This is a genomic window from Streptomyces sp. NPDC002853 (assembly GCF_053591915.1).
In genome coordinates this window covers 44,902-65,122 of sequence record NZ_JBSFUS010000016.1, presented here as the reverse complement: position 1 = coordinate 65,122, position 20,221 = coordinate 44,902, and the positions used below count along the sequence as shown (strand labels likewise).

The 20,221-nt window shown below is 70.5% G+C and carries 18 protein-coding genes and 3 tRNA genes; 10 read left to right on the top strand and 11 right to left on the bottom strand.

Features of this window, described 5'->3' with window-relative positions; genetic code table 11:
- Window positions 1-293 precede the first annotated feature (293 nt).
- From ACWD02_RS36830 to ACWD02_RS36820, 3 genes are all read left to right on the top strand, one after another.
- Entirely contained in the window at window positions 294-2,129 is a 1,836-nt protein-coding gene (locus ACWD02_RS36830) for a hypothetical protein (protein ID WP_451219325.1), read from the top strand.
- A gap of 293 nt (window positions 2,130-2,422) precedes the next feature.
- On the top strand, window positions 2,423-3,910 hold the full coding sequence (locus ACWD02_RS36825) for a N,N-dimethylformamidase beta subunit family domain-containing protein (RefSeq protein WP_451219322.1): 1,488 nt from the start codon (window positions 2,423-2,425) through the stop codon (window positions 3,908-3,910).
- Window positions 3,911-3,994: 84 nt separating this feature from the next.
- Entirely contained in the window at window positions 3,995-4,891 is an 897-nt protein-coding gene (locus ACWD02_RS36820; RefSeq protein ID WP_451219319.1) for a phosphoribosylaminoimidazolesuccinocarboxamide synthase, read from the top strand.
- A gap of 81 nt (window positions 4,892-4,972) precedes the next feature.
- On the opposite strand, the gene ACWD02_RS36815 is transcribed toward ACWD02_RS36820, so the two are convergent.
- The 8 genes from ACWD02_RS36815 to ACWD02_RS36780 all read right to left on the bottom strand — a co-directional run bounded on the left by ACWD02_RS36815 (window position 4,973) and on the right by ACWD02_RS36780 (window position 9,545).
- Window positions 4,973-5,048: transfer RNA gene (locus ACWD02_RS36815), tRNA-Gly, on the bottom strand.
- 23 nt (window positions 5,049-5,071) lie between these two features.
- A complete protein-coding gene (locus ACWD02_RS36810) occupies window positions 5,072-5,680 on the bottom strand; it encodes a response regulator transcription factor (protein ID WP_160505955.1) in 609 nt (202 codons plus the stop codon).
- Window positions 5,677-6,975, bottom strand: coding sequence for a sensor histidine kinase (locus ACWD02_RS36805; RefSeq protein WP_451219314.1), 1,299 nt, complete (start codon window positions 6,973-6,975; stop codon window positions 5,677-5,679). Before ACWD02_RS36805 ends, ACWD02_RS36810 begins: the two co-directional genes overlap by 4 nt.
- On the bottom strand, window positions 6,972-7,766 hold the full coding sequence (locus ACWD02_RS36800) for an ABC transporter permease (RefSeq protein WP_451219311.1): 795 nt from the start codon (window positions 7,764-7,766) through the stop codon (window positions 6,972-6,974). Before ACWD02_RS36800 ends, ACWD02_RS36805 begins: the two co-directional genes overlap by 4 nt.
- Window positions 7,763-8,716 carry an ABC transporter ATP-binding protein gene (locus ACWD02_RS36795; protein ID WP_451219308.1) on the bottom strand — a complete coding sequence of 318 codons (954 nt, stop codon included), beginning with the start codon at window positions 8,714-8,716 and terminating at the stop codon, window positions 7,763-7,765. Before ACWD02_RS36795 ends, ACWD02_RS36800 begins: the two co-directional genes overlap by 4 nt.
- A gap of 138 nt (window positions 8,717-8,854) precedes the next feature.
- Window positions 8,855-8,930, bottom strand: a tRNA-Gly gene (locus ACWD02_RS36790).
- Window positions 8,931-9,009: 79 nt separating this feature from the next.
- Window positions 9,010-9,081: transfer RNA gene (locus ACWD02_RS36785), tRNA-Gly, on the bottom strand.
- A gap of 146 nt (window positions 9,082-9,227) precedes the next feature.
- Complete coding sequence (locus ACWD02_RS36780) at window positions 9,228-9,545, bottom strand: histone-like nucleoid-structuring protein Lsr2 (protein WP_451219306.1); 318 nt, start codon at window positions 9,543-9,545, stop codon at window positions 9,228-9,230.
- 345 nt (window positions 9,546-9,890) lie between these two features.
- Between ACWD02_RS36780 and purS the strand changes: the two genes are divergently transcribed.
- The 6 genes from purS (at window position 9,891) to ACWD02_RS36750 (ending at window position 15,486) form a co-directional block, all read left to right on the top strand.
- Complete coding sequence (purS, locus tag ACWD02_RS36775; protein ID WP_135332092.1) at window positions 9,891-10,142, top strand: phosphoribosylformylglycinamidine synthase subunit PurS; 252 nt, start codon at window positions 9,891-9,893, stop codon at window positions 10,140-10,142.
- Window positions 10,139-10,819, top strand: a complete 681-nt coding sequence (gene purQ / locus ACWD02_RS36770; RefSeq protein WP_344522188.1) for a phosphoribosylformylglycinamidine synthase subunit PurQ — start codon at window positions 10,139-10,141, stop codon at window positions 10,817-10,819. The genes purS and purQ overlap by 4 nt, the downstream gene beginning before the upstream one ends.
- Window positions 10,816-13,065: a phosphoribosylformylglycinamidine synthase subunit PurL gene (gene purL, locus ACWD02_RS36765; protein ID WP_451219302.1), complete on the top strand. Its 2,250-nt coding sequence runs from the start codon at window positions 10,816-10,818 to the stop codon at window positions 13,063-13,065. The genes purQ and purL overlap by 4 nt, the downstream gene beginning before the upstream one ends.
- 103 nt (window positions 13,066-13,168) lie before the next feature.
- Window positions 13,169-13,807 (top strand): TetR/AcrR family transcriptional regulator, encoded by a 639-nt coding sequence (locus tag ACWD02_RS36760; RefSeq protein ID WP_451219299.1) that lies wholly within the window; start codon window positions 13,169-13,171, stop codon window positions 13,805-13,807.
- Between the two features lie 9 nt (window positions 13,808-13,816).
- Window positions 13,817-14,611 (top strand): sterol carrier family protein, encoded by a 795-nt coding sequence (locus ACWD02_RS36755; protein WP_451219296.1) that lies wholly within the window; start codon window positions 13,817-13,819, stop codon window positions 14,609-14,611.
- A 59-nt stretch (window positions 14,612-14,670) separates the two neighbouring features.
- Window positions 14,671-15,486 carry an META domain-containing protein gene (locus ACWD02_RS36750; RefSeq protein ID WP_451219293.1) on the top strand — a complete coding sequence of 272 codons (816 nt, stop codon included), beginning with the start codon at window positions 14,671-14,673 and terminating at the stop codon, window positions 15,484-15,486.
- On the opposite strand, the gene ACWD02_RS36745 is transcribed toward ACWD02_RS36750, so the two are convergent.
- The 3 genes from ACWD02_RS36745 to ACWD02_RS36735 all read right to left on the bottom strand — a co-directional run bounded on the left by ACWD02_RS36745 (window position 15,452) and on the right by ACWD02_RS36735 (window position 18,525).
- A complete protein-coding gene (locus ACWD02_RS36745) occupies window positions 15,452-16,789 on the bottom strand; it encodes an LPXTG cell wall anchor domain-containing protein (protein WP_451219290.1) in 1,338 nt (445 codons plus the stop codon). The two genes, ACWD02_RS36750 and ACWD02_RS36745, sit on opposite strands and share 35 nt — an antisense overlap.
- A 155-nt stretch (window positions 16,790-16,944) precedes the next feature.
- Window positions 16,945-18,345 carry a sulfatase family protein gene (locus ACWD02_RS36740; protein WP_451219287.1) on the bottom strand — a complete coding sequence of 467 codons (1,401 nt, stop codon included), beginning with the start codon at window positions 18,343-18,345 and terminating at the stop codon, window positions 16,945-16,947.
- A 78-nt stretch (window positions 18,346-18,423) separates the two neighbouring features.
- A complete protein-coding gene (locus tag ACWD02_RS36735) occupies window positions 18,424-18,525 on the bottom strand; it encodes a putative leader peptide (RefSeq protein ID WP_451219284.1) in 102 nt (33 codons plus the stop codon).
- A 163-nt stretch (window positions 18,526-18,688) separates the two neighbouring features.
- Here ACWD02_RS36735 and purF point away from each other — a divergent pair, with 163 nt between their 5' ends.
- Window positions 18,689-20,215, top strand: coding sequence for an amidophosphoribosyltransferase (gene purF / locus ACWD02_RS36730; RefSeq protein WP_451219281.1), 1,527 nt, complete (start codon window positions 18,689-18,691; stop codon window positions 20,213-20,215).
- The last annotated feature ends 6 nt before the right edge of the window (window positions 20,216-20,221 follow it).

Below are 20,221 nucleotides of genomic sequence, written 5' to 3'. Positions count from 1 at the left end.
CACAGGCCCCGGATCTGACACTGGATCCGGGGCCTGACCGTCATCCACCTTTACCCAAAGCCATTCCATCGAGTGACCGCTGGCCCATCCGGCTGACGATGCCCGGCACCCCAACTAGGGTGCGGCGCAAGCGGTTCAGGTGCCCAGAGCCAAACAGACCACCGGCATTGCGATGTCAGTGGCGGGTGCCACAGTGGGGGAGTGAGCAAATCCATCGGCGGCTGCCGTCCGCCCGTCGTCCCGGCCCCCGGCCGGGAGGCAGGCGGCGCAGGCAGCAGGGGGTGACATCGGTCGTGTCAGGTACGGGTGTGGAGGTGGGCGTGCAGTCCGCGCGTTCCCAGGCGCTCGCCGTGCTGCGCATCCGCAGCAGGGCGCTCGCCGTCGCGCTGCTGCCCGCCGCCGTCGCCGTCGTGCTCATCGCGGGCGGCGTCACGGGCCAGATGACCGGCGGGAGTTGGGACGTCGCGCGCGGTGTCGTGACGGCCTTCGCCCTGGTCGTCCTGCTCGCCGCCGCGGGCATCGCGCTGGTGGTCGCGCGGTCCAGGCCCGCCGTCAGCCCGACCGTCCCGGTCACCGAGAGCTCGGCCCCCGATCTGTACCGCCTGGTGCGGGACCTCGCCGACCGCCTCGACGTGCCGGCCCCCTCGGCGATAGCGCTCACCCCGGACTGCGACAGCTGGCTGGAGGACCGCACGCATCCCGCGCACGGCCCGCCCGCGGAAGGCTCCGTCCCGCCGCCCACGAAGGACGAGGGCAATGGCGTACGGGACGGCCGCCCCGCCCCGCGCCGCCCGGCACCCGTCGCTCCGGTGCTCGTCATCGGCTCCCCGTTCCTGTGGTGGATGCGGGTCGGCGAGCTGCGCGCGGTGCTCGCCCCGGTCGTGGCCGGCACGGGACCCTCGGCGCACCCCGACATAGCCGCGGCCCGGCGCTTCATCCGCGGGCTCGACGCCGCGGTCGCGGTCACTTCCGCGCCGGGACGCGGTCCCCTCGTGCGTACGGTCCTCGGTGGTGCCGGCTGGGTGACGCGGCTGCTCCTGCGCAGTGTCCGCGGGCATGCGGGCGAGATGGAGCGCGGGGTCGCTGCGGCCGCCGCCGAGCGCGCCCAGGCCGTGGACTACGGAGTGCGGATCGTCGCCCAGGAGCAGGTGGGCCTGGCGTACGCCGGGTGGGACCGGCTCCTGACCAAGGTCGCGCTGCCCGCCTGGCGGATGGGCCGCTGGCCCTCCCGCCTCGACGCGGGTGTCGTGTCCGCCCTCACCGAGCTCTCCCGCAGGGACCGTCTGGCGGAGGGCTTCACGTCCCGCCTGGGCGAGCGCCCCGCCTGTGACCTTCTGGAGGAGCCGGGTTCGGTGGACGAGGCGGCTTCGCTGCTCGCCGCCCGCCTCTTCCACGGCGGCCCCGCAGAGCAGGGCCCGGACTGGGCGCCGGTGGCGTGGCAGGAGTATCCGGACGAGGTCGTCGACCGCAAGTGGCGCATGGACGCCGCGCGCCTGCACCGCGTACTGGACTCGCTGGGCATCAGCCACTGCGCCGACCCGACGACAGCCGGCTCCAAGGGCCCGACGCTGGGCCGCGTACTGGACCACCTGACGGCGGAGGCCACGGACACCACCGACGTGGCGGAAGCCACGAAGGCCACCGAGACCACGAAGGCCACGGAAAAGGCAACCGCGGTCGGTGAAGAGGTCATGTTCGGCCAGGAGCCCGAGGACGGCGAGGAGTCCACCGACGGCCCCGGCGGTCTCCTGGCCGCGGGCCTCACCGCGGAGATCGCCCGCGAGGAAGCCGCCGCCCCGCCCCGCCCCGCGCCCACGGGACAGGGCCCGGACGACGCGCTCTGGGACGACGGAATGCTGCCGCTGTTCCCGCTCCAGCCGCCGCGTACGGGACGGGAGTTGCTGGCCGATCACGTCACGGCACTGGTCTGCTGCGCGGCCGTGGACACGGCGGGAGCCGCCCCCGGTCTCGACTGGCTCGACGGCCCCTCCCTCCTGGTCGACGGGGAGCGCGCGGCGGATCTCACGCCGCATGTCCTGAGCCTCGTGGAGGACGGCGACCCCATCCCCCTGCGCGGCTGGCTGGCCCGCCTGGGCGTCCGCCCGGAGAAGCCGGTGCGCCTGGTCTGAGGCGGGCCCCACACCACCCCGCACCCACCACCCCGCACCCACCACCCCGCGCCCGCCCCCGCCCCCACTCCCCGGAACGCTCCCTTCCGTTCTCGTCGATTCGCGACGAACGGTGACGGAGTGCGTGCGTAATGTGATGTGCTGGGATCGGCCGTTGGTCCGGCATGCGATCCGACAGGTCACGCGACATGTGATCCGACATGTGATCCGGCAGGCAGGCGGCGGCACCGCACACGGGAAGCGCACCGCGGTACAGAGCAATTTCGGGGGAGCAGCGAGGGAGGGGCACACACATGGGGTCGGAGCAGATCCGCAGGTGGGAATCGGGCGCCCTGGCGCACGCCGTGACCGACCCCTTCGGCCAAGGGCCCCTGCCCTGGCTCCGAGGCGCCGAGCACTACTTCGACGACACGGGCCAGGTCGTCCCCTGGTACATCGACCACGCCCCGGCCCCCGGCGCCCGGAACATCCCCGCACCCCGCACCCGTACGAACGGCCCCCGCACCGCCGACGACGTGCACGGCCAGATCAAGGGCTTCGCCTCCACCGGCGCCGCCGCCCCCGGCGAGGCGATCGACTTCCACGTCACGGTGGACCCGCCCCAGCAGTTCAGCGTCGACATCTACCGCATCGGGCACTACGGCGGCGACGGCGCCAGCAAGATCACCACGAGCCCGCGCCTGTCCGGCATCGTCCAGCCGCCCCCGCTCGCCGCCGACCGCACGGTCTCCTGCCACCACTGGTGGCTCTCCTGGCGTCTGCAGATCCCGAGTTACTGGAGCGTCGGGGCGTACGTGGCGGTCCTCACCACGGTCGGCGGCTACCGCTCGCACGTCCCGTTCACGGTCCGCGACGACCACCGCGCCGATCTGCTGCTGCTCCTGCCGGACATCACCTGGCAGGCCTACAACCTCTATCCCGAGGACGGCCGCACGGGCGCGAGCCTCTACCACGCGTGGGACGAGAAGGGCCGTCTCCTGGGCGAGAGCGAGGCCGCGCACACGGTCTCCTTCGACCGTCCGTACGCGGGCGCGGGCCTGCCCCTGCACGTCGGCCACGCCTACGACTTCATCCGCTGGGCCGAGCGGTACGGCTACGACCTCGCGTACGCCGACACCCGCGACCTGCACGCGGGCCGCATCGATCCGACCCGCTACCGCGGCCTGGTCTTCCCGGGCCACGACGAGTACTGGTCGGCGAACATGCGCCGCTCCACGGAGCAGGCCCGCGAGCACGGCACGTCCCTCGTCTTCCTCTCCGCCAACACCATGTACTGGCAGGTGGAGTTGGGCCCTTCCCCGTCCGGCGTGGCAGACCGCCTGCTGACCTGCCGCAAGCGCCACGGACCCGGCAGACCGGCCCTCTGGCGGGAGCAGGACAAGGCCGAACAGCAACTCCTGGGCATCCAGTACGCGGGCCGGGTCCCCGAACCCGCCCCCCTCGTCGTGCGCAACGCCGACCACTGGCTGTGGGAGGCGACGGGCGCGCACGAAGGGGACGAGATCGAGGGCCTGGTCGCGGGCGAGGCCGACCGCTATTTCCCGCGCACCGCGCTGCCGGAGCACCAGGGCCGCATCCTCCTCGCCCACTCTCCGTACGAGGACTCCGACGGCGCCGTGCGCCACCAGGAGTCGTCCCTCTACCGCGCCCCCTCCGGCGCCCTGGTCTTCGCCTCGGGCACCTTCGCCTGGTCCCCGTCGCTCGACCGCCCCGGTCATGTGGACACGCGTGTCCAGCGCGCCACCGCCAACCTCCTGGACCGCATCTGCAAACGGGACTGACGCTCGTCGGCATCCCCCTGGCCGCGAGCCCTCTCCCCATGCGGGAGAATCAGCAGCATTCAGCCAGAACCACGGGGAGGAACCGTGTCCGGATTCGTAGAAAAGCCCGAGCCGCTTCAGGTGCCGGGCCTGGTGCATGTGCACACCGGCAAGGTGCGCGACCTGTACCGGAACGAGGCGGGCGACCTCGTGATGGTCGCGAGCGACCGCATGTCCGCCTACGACTGGGTGCTGCCCACGGAGATCCCTGACAAGGGCAGGGTCCTCACGCAGCTCTCCCTGTGGTGGTTCGACCAGCTCGCCGACCTCGTGCCGAACCACGTCATCTCCACCGACGTGCCGCCCGGCGCCCCCGCCGACTGGGAGGGCCGGACCACGGTCTGCAAGTCCCTGGCGATGGTCCCGGTCGAGTGCGTCGCCCGCGGCTACCTCACGGGCTCGGGCCTGGTCGAGTACAACGACTCGCGCACCGTCTGCGGCCTCGCGCTGCCCGACGGCCTGAGCGACGGTTCGGAGCTGCCCGCACCCATCTTCACGCCCGCCACGAAGGCGGCGGTCGGTGAGCACGACGAGAACGTGAGTTACGAGGAAGTGGCCCGCCAGGTGGGCGCCGAGACGGCGGCCCAGCTCCGCCAGGCGACCCTCGCGGTCTACGGCCGGGCCCGTGACATCGCCCGCGACCGCGGCGTGATCCTCGCCGACACGAAGTTCGAGTTCGGCTTCGACGGCGAGACGCTGGTCATCGCGGACGAGGTCCTCACCCCGGACTCGTCCCGCTTCTGGCCGGCGGACAGCTGGCAGCCGGGCCGCGCCCAGCCGTCGTTCGACAAGCAGTTCGTCCGCGACTGGCTCACCTCGCCGGCCTCCGGCTGGGACCGCAAGAGCGAGCAGCCGCCGCCCGCGCTCCCGCAGGACGTGGTGGACGCCACGCGCGCCAAGTACATCGAGGCGTACGAGCGTCTTACGGGCATGGCCTGGTAGCCGTACGCGGCGAAGGCAGCCGCACATAGCGGAGCACGAAGAAACCCCCGGCGCCGAGAGGCACCGGGGGTTTCTTCTCCGTGGAGCGGACGACCAGGTTCGAACTGGCGACCTCAACCTTGGCAAGGTTGCGCTCTACCAACTGAGCTACGTCCGCGCTGCGCCGAAGCGCGATGCCAACTATACCCAACCTCGCTCGCGTGCGAGACGCACCGCGGCATGACGATTCTCGGCCCCGATCTTGGTGGCGGCGGAGGAGAGGTAGTTGCGGACCGTCCCCTGCGACAGCGCGGCCCGCTCGGCGATCTCCGCGACGGGCGCCCCGTCGGCGGCGAGTTCGAGCACCTCGGCCTCGCGGACGGTCAGCGGCGAGTCCCCGGCGGAGATCGCGTCGGCGGCCAACTCCGGGTCCACATAGCGATTACCGGCATGAACGGTGCGGATGATCTCCGCGAGGCGCTGCGCGCTCACCGTCTTCGGCACGAAGCCCCGTACGCCCACCGCGAGCGCACGCTTGAGATGCCCCGGTCTGCCATGGCTCGTCACGATCATGGTGCGGCAGTGCGGCAGTTCGTCCCGCAGCGATGTGGCCACACTCACACCGTCGGCGCCCGGCATCTCCAGGTCGAGCACGGCCACGTCCGGCCGGTGGGCGAGGGCCATGGCGAGCGCCTCGGGCCCCGACGCGGCCTCGGCGACCACGACGAGATCGTCCTCGAGGGCGAGGAGCGCGGCGAGGGCGCCGCGGATGAGGTGCTCGTCGTCGGCGAGCAGCACACGCAGGCTCATGGCGCGACCCTTTCGATTTCCTGTCGGCTGACCTGCCGGGAACCGTCCTGCCGGGGGCGGGCCGTCGGCACCTCCGCGGCGAGGCGGAACCGCCCTTCGCCGGAGGCGGACTCCAGCGTCCCGTCCACCGCGGCGAGCCGCTCCCTGAGTCCGGCGAGGCCGGAGCCCTTCCTGCCCTCGGGCACGGCATCGGGCGCCCCGTCGTTCTCGACGACCAGCGACGTACGTTCGTCGGTGATCGTCAGGGTGATGTCGCACCGCTGCGCGTCCCCGTGCCGCAGCACATTGGTGGTCGCCTCGCGCACGACCCATCCCAGCGCCGACTGCACCGAGACCGGAAGGCCGGCCGACGACCCGCTCACCCGGCAGTCGATCCCCGCCGCCTCCAGCACGCCCTGCGCACCGGCGAGTTCGACCGCGAGGTCGGCCTCCCGGTACCCCCTCACCACTTCCCGTACCTCCCGCTGCGACTCCTGCGCGATCCGCTGCACCTCGACCATCTGGTCGACCGCCTCGGGCCGCCCGCGCTTGGCCAGCTGCACGGCCAGCTCGCTCTTCAGCGCGATGACGGCGAGGTTGCGCCCCATCACGTCGTGCAGGTCACGGCCGAAGCGCAGCCGCTCCTCGGCGACCGCGAGCCGTGCCTCGACCTCGCGGGCCCGGTCGCCCTCCCACATCACGGCGAGGGTCCAGGCGCCGCAGCGCGAGGAGACCAGCGAGAGCAGACCGGCGAGGACGATCACCAGGGCCAGGCCGAGGAGCCGCCCGTCGTGGATGCCTGCCGCCGCCGACGCGGCCACCGCCGCGACGGTGATCATGGCGATCCGGATGAGGAAGGAGCGGACGGGCACGGCGAAGGCGACGGACATCGCGTAGGGGACCACGCCGAAGAGGGACGCGAGGACGAGGGTCTCCGGCTCGGCGCCGTCCACGCTCTGCAGGGCGATCACCAGGCCCAGGACGAGGACCATGAGCGTCGCCGACACCGTGAGATCGCGGCGCGGCATTCCCGCGCGCTTCAGGTAGTGGTCGAGGGAGGCTCGGATGGTGCGGTTGACGTGCACGCACTGCGCGGCGGCGAGTGCGATCAGGGTCCAGCCGAGGACGAGCGGAACCGTCTGGTGCCGCAGGCTCAGGCCGAGGGGCAGGGAGGCCCAGCTGAGGAAGAACAGCCAGGGCATGGAGTGCCACATGGCCATGCTCTGGAGCTCCACCTTCTGGATCTTGCTGGAGCTGTGCCAGTCCCGCTGCACCCTTCGCATCCGCCCGACGACCACCGCCGACCCCTTCCTCAACGCCGCGGCTCCCAGCGGAACCACCGCCGTACAGCAAACACCGAGACCACGGTCCAGGCCACCGCGGTGGCGGTGGCGCCGAGAGCGTCCGACGCCGCGAGATTGCCCGTCCAGCCGCCCCGCACCAGCTCGATCACCGGCGAGAGCGGAAGCAGTTCGCAGACCGCGGCCAGCTTGTCGGGCATGACCTCGAAGGGGATGAAGAGGCCGGACCCGAACATCGAGCCGAACGCCAGCGGCATGGCCATGACCTGCGCGGACTCCACGGACCTGCTGAAGCTCGCGGTCACCGCGCCGAGTGCGGCGAACATCACCAGGCCGAGCAGTACTCCGATGACGGCGAGATGCGGCGCGCTCGGCGCCCCCGCGTCGAGCAGGGCGACGCAGGCGACCGCGAGGACGACGATCTGGATCACGCCGATGGCGACCGAGGGCAGCGCGGCCCCGGCAAGGATCTCCGGGTCCCGCAGCTCACCGGTGCGCAGCCGCTTGAGCACCAGTTCCTCGCGGCGCGCGGCGTAGACAGCGGTCAGCGCGGAGTAGACGGCGAAGAGCAGGGAGAAACCGATGGCGCCGGGCACCACCACGGAAGCGACCGAGAGCCCGGTGCCCTTGAGGTTCATGCCGTCCGCGGCCTGGTGCAGGCTGAACGGCATCACGAGCGGCACGAACAGCGCCGCGAACAATGTCCCCTTGCTGCGCCCGAGCAGCGTGAGTTCCGCCCGGGCGAGCGCGGCCATCCGCTTGGCGGGAGTCGTCACCGCTTGCGGGGCAACCGTCAGCGCACTCATGCCACCTTCTCCTTCTCCGCGACACCGGCCGCGCTCTCGGCGTCCCGCGCGATGCGCAGGAACGCCTCCTCCAGCGACGCGGCCCGTACGTCGAGCCTGCCGAGCTCGACGTTCGCGTCCCGCGCCCACAGCAGCAGCCCCGTGGCCGCCCGCTGCAACTCGTGTGTCCGCAGCCTGACCCGGCCGCCGATGATCTCGTGCTCGCTCACCCCGAGCTCACCGAGCGGCGGCAGATCGCCGATGAAGTACCCGGCGGGCAGTTCGAAGGAGACGTGGGAGGGCTGCTCGGCCACCACGTCGGCGACCCGGCCCGCGGCGGCGATCCGGCCCTCGTGCAGGATCGCGAGCCGTTCGGCGAGGTTCTCGGCCTCTTCGAGGTAGTGCGTGGTGAGCAGCACGGTCGTGCCGCCGTCGCGCAGGGCGCGCACCAACTCCCAGGTCTCGCGGCGGCCTTCGGCGTCGAGCCCGGTGGTGGGTTCGTCGAGGAAGAGCACCTCGGGCCGCCCGATGAGAGCCGTCGCCAGGTCGAGCCGCCGCTTCTCGCCGCCGGAGAGCATCTTCACGCGTACGCCGGCCCGCTTGCCGAGGCCCACCATGTCGAGGGCTTCCGCTGCGGGGCGCGCGCCGCTGGTGCACGCCGCCCACATCCGCACGGTCTCCGCGACCGTCAGCTCGGAGGGGAAACCGCCTTCCTGGAGCATCACACCGATCCGGTGGCGCACGGCGCCCCGCTCGGCGTACGGGTCGTGCCCGAGCACCCGCACCCGCCCCCCGGCGGGCGGGGCGAGCCCTTCGAGGAGTTCCACGGTGGAGGTCTTTCCGGCGCCGTTGGTCCCGAGCAGCGCGAAGAGCTCGCCGCGTCCGACGGAGAACGAGACTCCCCGGACCGCCTCGAAACCGCCCCCGTACACGCGCCGCAGATCGGTCACGTCGATCACTTGGTCAGTCATGACTGAAGCGTCCCCCGGCCCCGGGCGCCGGAGCAGTGCGCGCTGTCACCGGCTCGAATGACAAATGTCAGAAGCGGGCTCGGCCGCGGGGGCGCACACGAAGAAGGCCCCGGTCGCGATGACCGGGGCCTTCTTCTCTGGAGCGAACGACGAGGTTCGAACTCGCGACCTCAACCTTGGCAAGGTTGCGCTCTACCAACTGAGCTACGTTCGCATTGCCTCCGACCAGCTCTCACTGATCGGCGCGAGCACCAGCCTACCGCACTCGAAAGAGTGCTCGGTGAGCGATGCAGAGCGGGTGACAGGAATTGCACACTGCGCCTTCCCCCTGGAAGGGGGATGTTCTACTACTGAACTACACCCGCAAGACTCCGTGAGGTTCGGGCCTTTCGGCCTTGCCCCTCGGCGTGCTCCAGACTTTAGCCGAACGTCGGGGGTGCAGGTCAAGTCGGTTGCCGAGGGGCCCTCCTGGCAGGCCATCGGCCGAGGTCGGCCGGGGTGGGCCGGAGCGTCAGTTGGCCGCCTCGAAGGCCTCGTAGACCTTCTTGGGGATGCGGCCGCGCGGCGGGACGTCCATCTGGTGCGAGCGGGCCCAGGCGCGGACGGCCGCGGGGTTCGCCGCCACTGTCGTGTGCCGGAAGGCCTTGCCGGACTTCGACTGCTTGCGGGCCGCGTCCAGGTACGGGGCAAGTACCTTGCGCAGTTTCTTGGCATTGGTTTGATTGAGGTCGATCTCGTACGACTTGCCGTCAAGACCGAAGGCGATCGTCTCCGCCGCTTCCCCGCCGTCGATGTCGTCAAAGAGAGTGACTACGACACGCTGCGCCACGAATATCGGTCCCTTCGTGCGGCTCCACCGACGTTGACGTGCGGTGATGCCGACTGTCCGGCTGTTATGGGCACTGTTATGTGCAAAGGATCGGCCAATGCCTTTTCCTTTGTACAGTGCCCGGCATTGCATTGTGAAGCCCGACTAAATCCGCCCGCGTGTCCGGGTGCAATGGCGATGCGTGATCTTTTCCAGGATTTTTCGCGAAGGTGCCCCGTTCGATACGTGAGTATGAGCAGGAACGTGACCGTCCTCACGTAGGTTTCTACGAATCTACGCGAGTAGAATTTTTGTGCGGGTAGTCTGAAGGGACCGCTCAGCCAGCACCACACACCGGGAGTGCCAGTGGCACGCGTCGTAGTCGACGTCATGCTCAAGCCGGAGATCCTCGACCCCCAGGGCCAGGCGGTGCAGCGTGCACTGCCGCGCCTCGGATTCAAGGGGATCGCCGACGTACGTCAGGGAAAGCGCTTCGAACTCGAGGTGGACGGGCCCGTCGATGACGCAGCCCTCGCCCGTATCCACGAGATGGCGGAAACCTTCCTCGCCAACACCGTGATCGAAGACTTCTTCGTAAAGGTGGAGGAAGAGAAGTGACTGCTCGAATCGGAGTCGTCACTTTCCCCGGAACGCTCGACGACCGCGACACCCAGCGCGCCGTCCGCGTCGCCGGCGCCGAAGCAGTGCCGCTCTGGCACCGGGACAAGGACCTGAAGCAGGTCGACGCCGTGGTGCTTCCCGGCGGATTCTCGTACGGCGACTATCTCCGGGCCGGGGCCATTTCACGGTTTTCGCCCGTCATGGAGTCGGTCATCGAGCAGGCGAAGGCGGGGATGCCGGTTCTCGGTATCTGCAACGGCTTCCAGGTGCTCACCGAGTCGCACCTGCTGCCCGGCGCGATGCTGAGGAACAACCACCTGCACTTCATCTGCCGCGAGCAGAAGCTGCGCGTGGAGACGGACCGGACCGCATGGACCGCCGACTACACGGCCGGCCAGGAGATCCAGATTCCGCTCAAGAACATCGACGGCCAGTACACGGCCGACGAGCGGACCCTGGACATGCTGGAGGCCGAGGGCCGCGTCGCCTTCCGCTATCTGGACGGTAACCCCAACGGCTCGCTCCGTGACATCGCCGGCATCACGAACGAGGCGGGCAATGTCGTCGGCCTCATGCCGCACCCCGAGCACGCCGTGGAGCCGCTGGTCGGGACCGGCCGCACCGACGGCCTCGGATTCTTCACCTCGATCCTGAAGAAGCTGGTCAACGCATGACTCTGGACACCGTCAAGCACGCAGCCGAGACTCCCGACGTCAAGCTGCCCTGGGCCGAACTGGGCCTGAAGGAAGACGAGTACGCGCGCGTACGCGAGATCCTGGGCCGCCGTCCCACCGGCGCCGAGCTCGCCATGTACTCCGTCATGTGGTCCGAGCACTGCTCGTACAAGAGCAGCAAGGTCCACCTGCGCCAGTTCGGCGAGAAGGCCCCCGACAACGACGCGATGCTCGTCGGCATCGGCGAGAACGCCGGTGTCGTCGACGTCGGCAACGGCTACGCGGTCACCTTCAAGGTCGAGTCGCACAACCACCCCTCGTACGTCGAGCCCTACCAGGGCGCGGCCACCGGTGTCGGCGGCATCGTCCGCGACATCATCGCGATGGGCGCCCGCCCGGTCGCGGTCGTGGACCCGCTGCGGATGGGCGCCGCCGACCACCCCGACACGAAGCGTGTCCTGCCGGGAGTCGTCGCGGGCATCGGCGGCTACGGCAACTGCCTGGGCCTGCCGAACATCGGCGGCGAGCTCGTCTTCGACGCCTGCTACCAGGGCAACCCCCTCGTGAACGCCGGTGCCATCGGCGTCATGCGGCACGAGGACATCCACCTCGCGAAGGCCAGCGGCCCCGGCAACAAGGTCATCCTCTACGGGGCCCGGACCGGCGGCGACGGCATCGGCGGCGCGTCGATCCTGGCCTCCGAGACCTTCGACGACACGAAGCCTTCGAAGCGTCCCGCCGTGCAGGTCGGTGACCCCTTCCAGGAGAAGCTCCTCATCGAGTGCACCCTGGAGGCCTTCGCCGAGAAGCTCGTCGTCGGCATCCAGGACCTCGGCGCGGCCGGACTCTCCTGCGCCACCTCGGAGTTGGCGTCCAACGGCTCGGGCGGCATGCGCGTCGAGCTCGACGACGTACCCCTTCGCGACTCCACGCTCACTCCCGAGGAAATCCTCATGAGTGAGTCGCAGGAACGCATGTGCGCGGTCGTCGAGCCGGAGAAGGTCGAGCGCTTCCTCGCGATCTGCGAGAAGTGGGACGTCATCGCCACCGTCGTCGGTGAGGTGACCGACGGCGACCGCCTGGAGATCTTCTGGCACGGCGAGAAGATCGTCGACCTCGACCCGCGCACGGTCGCCCACGACGGCCCGGTCTACGAGCGCCCTTACGCGCGCCCGAAGTGGCAGGACGCCCTCCAGGCGGACGACGCCAACAAGCTGGCACGACCGGCGGATTCGAAGGAGCTGCGCGAGCAGGTCCTCGCGGTCGTCGCGTCCCCGAACCAGGCCTCCAAGGCGTGGGTGACGGATCAGTACGACCGTTTCGTGCAGGGCAACACGGTGCTCGCGCAGCCCGAGGACTCCGGCATGGTCCGCATCGACGAGGAGACCGGCCTCGGTGTCGCCCTCGCCAATGACGGCAACGGCCGCTACTCGAAGCTCGACCCGTACGCGGGCGCGCAGCTGGCCCTGTCGGAGGCGTACCGCAACGTCGCCGCGACCGGTGCCAAGCCGCTCGCCGTCTCGGACTGCCTGAACTTCGGTTCGCCCGAGGACCCGGACGTCATGTGGCAGTTCGCCGAGACCACCCGTGGCCTCGCCGACGCCTGCCAGATCCTGGGCACCCCGGTGACCGGCGGCAACGTCTCCCTGTACAACCAGACGGGCGAGGCGGCGATCCACCCGACCCCGGTCGTCTCGGTGCTCGGCGTGATCGACGACGTGGCGCGCCGCACGCCGATCGGGTTCGCCGAAGAGGGCCAGCTGCTCTACCTGCTCGGTGACACCACCGAGGAGTTCGGCGGCTCGGCCTGGTCGCAGGTCGTCCACGACCACCTCGGCGGGCTTCCCCCGAAGGTCGACCTGGAGCGCGAGCGGCTGCTCGCCGAGATCCTGATCTCGGGCTCGCGCGACGGCATGATCGACGCCGCGCACGACCTCTCCGACGGTGGCCTCGCGCAGGCCGTCGCCGAGTCCTGCCTCCGCGGCGGGAAGGGCGCACGCCTGGTCGTCCCGGACGGCCTGGACGCGTTCACCCTCCTGTTCAGCGAGTCGGCGGGCCGTGCGGTCGTGTCCGTCCCCCGCTCCGAGGAGCTGCGCTTCACCGACATGTGCGGGGCGCGGGGCCTGCCCGCGACGCGCATCGGTGTGGTCGACGGTGACGCGGTGGAACTGCAGGGCGAGTTCACGCTCCCGCTGGCCGAGATCCGCGAGGCGCACGAGGGGACCCTGCCGGGGCTCTTCGCCTGACCGGTTCGGCTCGCGCACGACCGAAGGCCCCACCCGATCTGCCTCGGGTGGGGCCTTCGGTCATGTCGGTCCGGGATGAGGCCGCCCCGGTACCGTGACCTGCATGACTGAGGAGCTGGGGCTGCGCGCGCGCAAGAAGAAGCAGACCGCGTCGCGGATCTGGCGGGTCGCCGTGGACCTCTGCTCCGAGCGGGGCTTCGACCACGTCTCCGTGGCGGAGATCGCCGAGGCCGCCGACGTGTCGAAGATGACCGTCTTCAACTACTTCGGCACCAAGGAAGGCGCGATCGTCAGCCCCATGGAGGAGCACGTCGGCGACCCGGCCCGAGCGGTGCGCGAGCGGCAGCCCGGGGAGTCCGCGGTCGCCGCGATGCGCGGCCAGTTCCTGGGGCAGATCGCCGGACGCGACCCGTCGATCGGACTCAGCGGCGACCCGCGCGCCCTCAAGGTGCGCCAGCTCATCAGCGAGACACCGACCCTCGCGCACCGCATGGTGATCTTCCACATGCGCAGCGTCCAGCTCCTCTCCGACGCCCTCGCCGAGGAGACGGACGACCTGCTCCTCGCGCGCGTGGCCGCCGCCCAGCTGATCGGCGCCCGGAACGCGCTCATCGTCGAGAACCACGAGCGCACCCTCGCCGGTGACCCCCTCGACGAGATCGCGAAGGACTGCGCCGAGTCGGCCGAGCGTGTCTTCGGCCAGGTGGAGAAGGGCCTTGGGGGCTACCCCGGGAAGAATTAGGCTCGGCCTATGCCACCGGCCAAGAAGCGCACGCGTATCTACGACTCCGCCAAGATCCGCACCGCCGTCCTCGCCCAGTTCGGGAACGTACGGGACGCGGTCGGCACCCTGGAGCCCGAGCAGCTCGCCCTGCCGACCCGGCTCGGCGGCTGGACCGTCCGCGAGCTTGCCGCCCACCTCACGATGGCACTCGGCGGCGCCACCCGCTTCCTCGCCATGCCGGAGCCCCCGGCGCGCGAAGTGGCCCTGCTCGACTGGCCGTTCGCGACCGCGTCGGCCGCCGCGCAGGTCGACGAGGCCTCGCGGGCCTTCGCCGCCCAGGAGGATCTGACCGGGCTGTACGCGCGCACCCTCGCCGGCTTCGAGGACGCGCTGCCCGAGGTCACGGCGGGCCGGCTCATGCCGACGCGGTTCGGCGCGATGACCCTCGACGACTTCCTGGTCACCCGTACCGTCGAACTCGTCGTGCACACCGACGACCTGAACGACGCGGTGCCCGGCCTTGACGTCCCGTACGACCGTCAGGCCCTGGCAGCCTGCACCCGGCTGCTCGCCGACGCCCTCGCGGTGAAGGCCCCCGGCGGTGCCGTCGAGGTCAGGATCCCGCCGTTCGCCGTGGTCCAGTGCGTCGAAGGGCCCCGGCACACTCGCGGAACCCCGCCGAACGTCGTGGAGACCGATCCGCTCACCTGGATCCGCCTCGCGACCGGGCGCACGGACTGGAAGACCGCCCTCGACGCGGCGAAGGTCGGGGCGAGCGGGGAGCGGGCGGACCTGGCGGGGCTGCTGCCGGTCATGAGCTAGCCGGGCGAACCGGATGGCGAGAAGGGAACCAGATCACCCACTTGTCCCGTCACAGCGGCATGCAGAAGCAACGACTGACTCCGACCGTCATGGCCCTGGCCGCCGCGGGCATGCTCACCGCGTGCGGCACCGAGACCGGCTCAGGCAGCGGGTCCGTCGGGTCTCAGCCGAGGCTCTCCGGCGTGCACTGGAGCGTCGAGAGCGTCACGGTGGACGGCAAGAAACAGCAGGCCCCCGGCGATGCCTACGTCAAGATCGGCGACAAGGGCAAGGCCGAGGGCAACTACGGCTGCAACGGCTTCACCGCGGACGTGAGGACGGACGGCGACACCGTCGGCTTCGCCAACGCCCTCTCCACCAAACGGGGCTGCGAGAAGCAGGACTTCGAGAACGCCTTCAAGGCCGCCCTCGCCAAGGGAGAGCTGAAGGCCGCCGTCGACGGCGACAAGCTGACGCTCACCACCGACAAGGGAGACCGCGTGGCCCTCACCTCTGAACCGGACGCGGACGCCGCCCCCCTCACGGGCACCAAGTGGAGCGTGAACGCCATCGGTGACGGCAAGGTCGCGGCGTCCCTGCCGAAGGAAGTGGCCGGCAAGGCCCATCTGACCTTCGGCAAGGACGGCACCGTCCGCGGAAAGCTCGGCTGCAACAGCGTCTCCGCCAAGGCAGACGTACGGGACGGGGAGATCATTCTGGGCGCCCCCCGGACCACCCGCATGCTGTGCGAGGGAGCCGCGGGGGAGACCGAGAAGAAGCTCCTCAAGCTCTTCGACGGCAAGGTGAGCTACCAGCTGACCCACGCAGGGCTCTCCCTCACCGCCGCCGACGGCACGGTCGTCAGCGCGAACGCCGCCGACCCGAAGGAGAAGTGACGGCGACGCGGCGGGCGCGGGACTTCAGCAGGAACGCGCCGCCGAGGGCGAGCATGAGGCCACCGCCGAGGGAGTAGGCGAGCGTGGTGTCCGAATCGCCGCCGGTCTCGGCGAGCTCGGTGGAATCACCGGCGGGGCGGGCCGCGTTGGGGGTTTCCGCGGGGGCCTCAGCAGGAGCCTCAGCGGGGGTTTCCGCGGGCCCGTCCTCCTCGGTCGGGGCGGCGGCGGCCTCCTTCGGCGCCGCGACGCCGTCCAGGCTGACCTGCACCGTCGCCGTCCCGGCCGCCGCCTTCACGACCTTGACCTCGACCTTCCGTGCCGTGTCCGTCAGGGTCGCGCCCGCCTTGAGGGCGTCCGCGTCGGCCGGGGCGTCACTGTCGGAGCCGTCGGTGTCCGGCGTCGGGTCGATGAGCGCCGACTTCGCGTAGTCCGTGGCCGGCACCCGGTAGGCGTGCACGCCCTGGATGCCGCCGTCGACGGTGCCGGACTCGTGCCGCAGCTCCACGACGAGACGGTCGTCGCCCAGCGGAATGTCGAGCGCACGGACCCCGCCCCCGCTCCCGTACAGCGGACGCAGGTCGTACGTGCCGGACTTGGCGACCTTCGCGACCTCGCCGCCCGTCAGCCACTTGTTGTGCAGCAGCTCGGGAGAGGTGAGCCCGGCCTCCCAACCCCCGCCGCCCATCGGGGTCTTGTGGCTGGTGCCGTCCTCCTTGCAGCCCGCGCCGAGGTCGCCGTCGGGGCAGCGAAGGCGCATGTGGTGGCTGTAGCCGAAGTTGTGGCCGAACTCGTGGACCAGGGCCGTCATCGACATCTTGCCGTCGGCGCCGATCGGCATCCAGGTGGTGCCGCCGCCGACGGTCCCCAGGGCGAGCCAGTCGCAGCCGGCCTTCTCCGAGGGGAAGACGAGCGACAGGTGGTCGTAGCTCTCCTCGGGGACGCCCTTCGCGGCCAGGGCCTTGCGCGTCAGGCCGTTGATCTTGCCGGTGTCGCAGCCGGTGGCCGCGAGGTCGATGTCGACGGGTCCGGTGACGCCGTCGCCCTCGGCGGCCCTGAAGGTGGTCGCGCCGCCGGTGACCTCGTTGTAGTACGAGGTCAGGGAGCCGTCGGCGCCAAAATAGTTGTCCTTCAGGGCGGTCTCCAGCTTGCCCGCGTCCGGGATCCGGCTGTCGGTGAAGTTCACCATGGCGACCTGGACGCGCCGCTCCCGTTCGTCGGCGGCGGGCGCGGGCGCCGCCGCGGCGGCGGTCAGGGCGGCGGCCACGGCGGCCGGTATGAGGCAGAGGCGCGGGGACGGTTTCATGGGGACCTTCCGAGTGGGGGTTCGCGCGGGCCGAAGATCAACTCGGGTGCGTGCCAGGCACGCTAGCGATCACTCGGGCCCCCGCGAACCCCCGGGAAGGCTTCTTAGGCCGCGCTTAAGGCTCAGTTCAGGCAGCGGCTCGCCCCGGCACGGTCTCAGGCGGCCGGATACGGCAGCAGCCCCTTGTCCGTCTTCTCCCAGGCCGCCTTCAGCTCGGCCAGCAGCCGAGGCTCGCGCGCCGCCAGGTCGGCCTGCTCGCGCTGGTCCGCCGAGAGGTCGAAGAGCTGGTCCTCGCCGCCCTTGCCCCGGTAGTACTTCCAGTCACCGCGCCGCAGGGCCCGCTCCCCGCGCACGCGCCAGAACAGCTCCCGCTCCGCGAGCTCCTCGCCCTTCAGGAGGTAGGGCGCGAGGCTGGTCCCGTCCAGCGGGTACGCGGGGCTCGGCCTGGCCCCGCCGATCTCCAGGAGCGTGGCCGTCCAGTCCGGGGTGAACACGGGCTCGTGGCTGACCTGCCCGCCGTCGAGCCGCGCGGGCCAGCGCACGATGGTCGGCACCCGGATGCCGCCCTCCTGGAGCGAGGCCTTGTTGCCCGACAGGGGCCAGTTGTACGAGAAGCGCTCGCCGCCGTTGTCGGAGGCGAAGAAGACCAGGGTGTCCCGCTCCTGACCGGACCGCTTCAGGGCCTTGAGCACCTCACCGACCGACCGGTCCAGGTCCTGCACCATCTCGGTGTACTTCTCGACGGACCCGCCGTCCTGATGCCAGAGCGCGCCCTTCTCGCCCGCCTTGATCCTCCGTACGATCTCGGCGCTCTTCTCGGTGTCGCCGTCGGCTATCCAAGGCCAGTGCGGGGTGGTGAAGTTCAGATTGAGCAGCCAGGGCTTGTCGCCGTGGTCCCGCCGCACGTACTCGCTCGCCCGCTCGGTCAGGATGCGCGTGTAATAGCGCAGGTCCTTGTACTCGGCGTCGCCCTCGTAGAGGTCGTACTCACCGCCGAGCCCCAGCTTCGAGTAGTACTCAAGGGCCCCGCCGAAGTTTCCGAAGAACTCGTCCCAGCCCGACCTGGTCGGCGAGTAGTCCGGCAGATAACCCGCGTGCCACTTGCCGATGAGCGCGGTCGCGTACCCGGCGCCCCGCAGCAGCGACGCCAGCGTGGGATGCGTCGGCTCCAGGCCCACGGACTTGTCCGCGATCGGCTCCGCGAGCCCGCCCTCCGTACGGCCGGGGTAGCGCCCGGTGTACAGGCTGAACCGGGTCGGTGAGCAGGTCGCGGACCCGGCGTAGGCGTCGGTGAACCGCACGCCCTGGCGTGCGAGGCGGTCCAGGTTCGGGGTCTTGATGTGCGGCGACCCGTAGGAGGAGAGGTCGGCCCAGCCCAGGTCGTCGCCGAGGATGAACAGGATGTTCGGCCGCTTGGAGCCGGGCCGCGAGGCGGCGCGGAAGGGCCGCTCACGCGCCTCGGCGGCGGCGGGCACCCCCACCGCGGCGGCGGCACCGGCGCCCACGGCGCCTCCGAAGGAGCGACGGGACAAGGCGAACCGGTCGTACGAAGACATGGCTGCGCTCCTGAACGGGGCACGGCGCGGCAGGGGGCACGTACCCGGAGTAGAGAAATAGAGGGACGGAGAGTGAGTTCAGGCAGCGCTGTGACAGATGGCGCTCGCGACACGGACCAGGTCGACGTGGCGGCGCTCCACAAGGGTGACCGAGGGGTCACCAGGGGGCTGCAGGTGCATGGACCAGGAGCTTCACGGGGCCCGGTGACCCCTGTCAACGCTTCGGTCCACCTGTTCACACGGGCTTCGTACTCCCCGTGCGCGCCAGGGCCACGATTACGCTCCGTGCGGGGGCCGTATCCCCAATTCGGACCAGTGGTCGATCTCGCCTACACTCGATGTCGTGCCACGTGGTGACGGTCGACTCAATCATGATCTGCTCCCCGGCGAGAAAGGCCCCCAGGACGCTTGCGGCGTCTTCGGTGTCTGGGCTCCGGGTGAAGAGGTCGCCAAGCTCACTTACTTCGGGCTGTACGCCCTCCAGCATCGAGGCCAGGAATCCGCGGGAATCGCGGTCAGCAACGGCTCCCAGATCCTTGTCTTCAAGGACATGGGCCTTGTCTCCCAGGTCTTCGACGAAACGTCTCTCAGTTCGCTCCAGGGTCATATCGCGGTCGGTCACGCCCGCTACTCGACCACTGGTGCCTCCGTATGGGAGAACGCCCAGCCGACGTTCCGTGCCACCGCGCACGGCTCCATCGCGCTCGGGCACAACGGCAACCTCGTCAACACGGCCCAGCTCGCCGAGCTCGTGGCCGCCCTGCCCAAGGAGAACGGCCGCGCGACCCAGGTCGCGGCGACCAACGACACCGACCTGGTGACGGCTCTCCTCGCGGGCCAGGTGGACGACGACGGCAAGCCGCTGACCATCGAGGAAGCCGCCACCAAGGTCCTCCCGGACGTGCAGGGCGCCTTCTCCCTCGTCTTCATGAACGAGCACACGCTGTACGCGGCCCGTGACCCGCAGGGCATCCGCCCGCTGGTCCTCGGCCGCCTGGAGCGCGGCTGGGTCGTGGCCTCGGAGTCCGCGGCGCTCGACATCTGCGGCGCCAGCTTCGTCCGCGAGGTCGAGCCCGGCGAGTTCATCGCGATCGACGAGAACGGCCTGCGAACGTCCCGATTCGCGGAAGCGAAGCCCAAGGGCTGTGTCTTCGAGTACGTCTACCTGGCGCGCCCCGACACCGACATCGCCGGCCGGAACGTCTACCTCTCGCGTGTCGAGATGGGCCGGAAACTCGCCAAGGAAGCTCCGGTCGACGCCGACCTCGTCATAGCGACCCCGGAGTCCGGAACGCCCGCCGCGATCGGTTACGCGGAAGCCTCCGGCATCCCCTTCGGCGCCGGACTGGTCAAGAACGCCTATGTCGGCCGGACCTTCATCCAGCCCTCGCAGACGATCCGCCAGCTCGGCATCCGTCTCAAGCTGAACCCCCTCAAGGAAGTCATCAAGGGCAAGCGTCTGGTCGTCGTCGACGACTCGATCGTGCGCGGCAACACCCAGCGCGCCCTGGTCAAGATGCTCCGCGAGGCCGGCGCCGCCGAGATCCACATCCGGATCTCCTCGCCGCCCGTGAAGTGGCCCTGCTTCTTCGGCATCGACTTCGCGACCCGCGCCGAGCTCATCGCCAACGGCATGACGATCGACGAGATCGCCACGTCCATGGGCGCCGACTCGCTCTCGTACATCTCCATCGACGGCATGATCGAGGCAACGACCATCGACAAGCCGAACCTGTGCCGCGCCTGCTTCGACGGCGTGTACCCGATGGACCTCCCCGACCCCGAGCTGCTCGGCAAGCAGCTCCTGGAGACGGAGCTGGCCGCCGGTCCGGCGTCCACGGCAGCGGCCGACGCGATCCGTCGCCCGTAAGCCACC

What these genes read in the sequence shown, in the direction of transcription:
- ACWD02_RS36825 (WP_451219322.1), top strand. Translation starts at nt 2,423, where the DNA reads ATGGGGTCGGAGCAGATCCGCAGGTGGGAATCGGGCGCCCTGGCGCAC.
- ACWD02_RS36810 (WP_160505955.1), bottom strand. Translation starts at nt 5,680, where the DNA reads ATGAGCCTGCGTGTGCTGCTCGCCGACGACGAGCACCTCATCCGCGGC.
- ACWD02_RS36800 (WP_451219311.1), bottom strand. Translation starts at nt 7,766, where the DNA reads ATGAGTGCGCTGACGGTTGCCCCGCAAGCGGTGACGACTCCCGCCAAG.
- ACWD02_RS36795 (WP_451219308.1), bottom strand. Translation starts at nt 8,716, where the DNA reads ATGACTGACCAAGTGATCGACGTGACCGATCTGCGGCGCGTGTACGGG.
- purL (WP_451219302.1), top strand. Translation starts at nt 10,816, where the DNA reads ATGACTCTGGACACCGTCAAGCACGCAGCCGAGACTCCCGACGTCAAG.
- ACWD02_RS36760 (WP_451219299.1), top strand. Translation starts at nt 13,169, where the DNA reads ATGACTGAGGAGCTGGGGCTGCGCGCGCGCAAGAAGAAGCAGACCGCG.
- ACWD02_RS36755 (WP_451219296.1), top strand. Translation starts at nt 13,817, where the DNA reads ATGCCACCGGCCAAGAAGCGCACGCGTATCTACGACTCCGCCAAGATC.
- ACWD02_RS36750 (WP_451219293.1), top strand. Translation starts at nt 14,671, where the DNA reads ATGCAGAAGCAACGACTGACTCCGACCGTCATGGCCCTGGCCGCCGCG.
- ACWD02_RS36745 (WP_451219290.1), bottom strand. Translation starts at nt 16,789, where the DNA reads ATGAAACCGTCCCCGCGCCTCTGCCTCATACCGGCCGCCGTGGCCGCC.
- ACWD02_RS36740 (WP_451219287.1), bottom strand. Translation starts at nt 18,345, where the DNA reads ATGTCTTCGTACGACCGGTTCGCCTTGTCCCGTCGCTCCTTCGGAGGC.
- ACWD02_RS36735 (WP_451219284.1), bottom strand. Translation starts at nt 18,525, where the DNA reads ATGCACCTGCAGCCCCCTGGTGACCCCTCGGTCACCCTTGTGGAGCGC.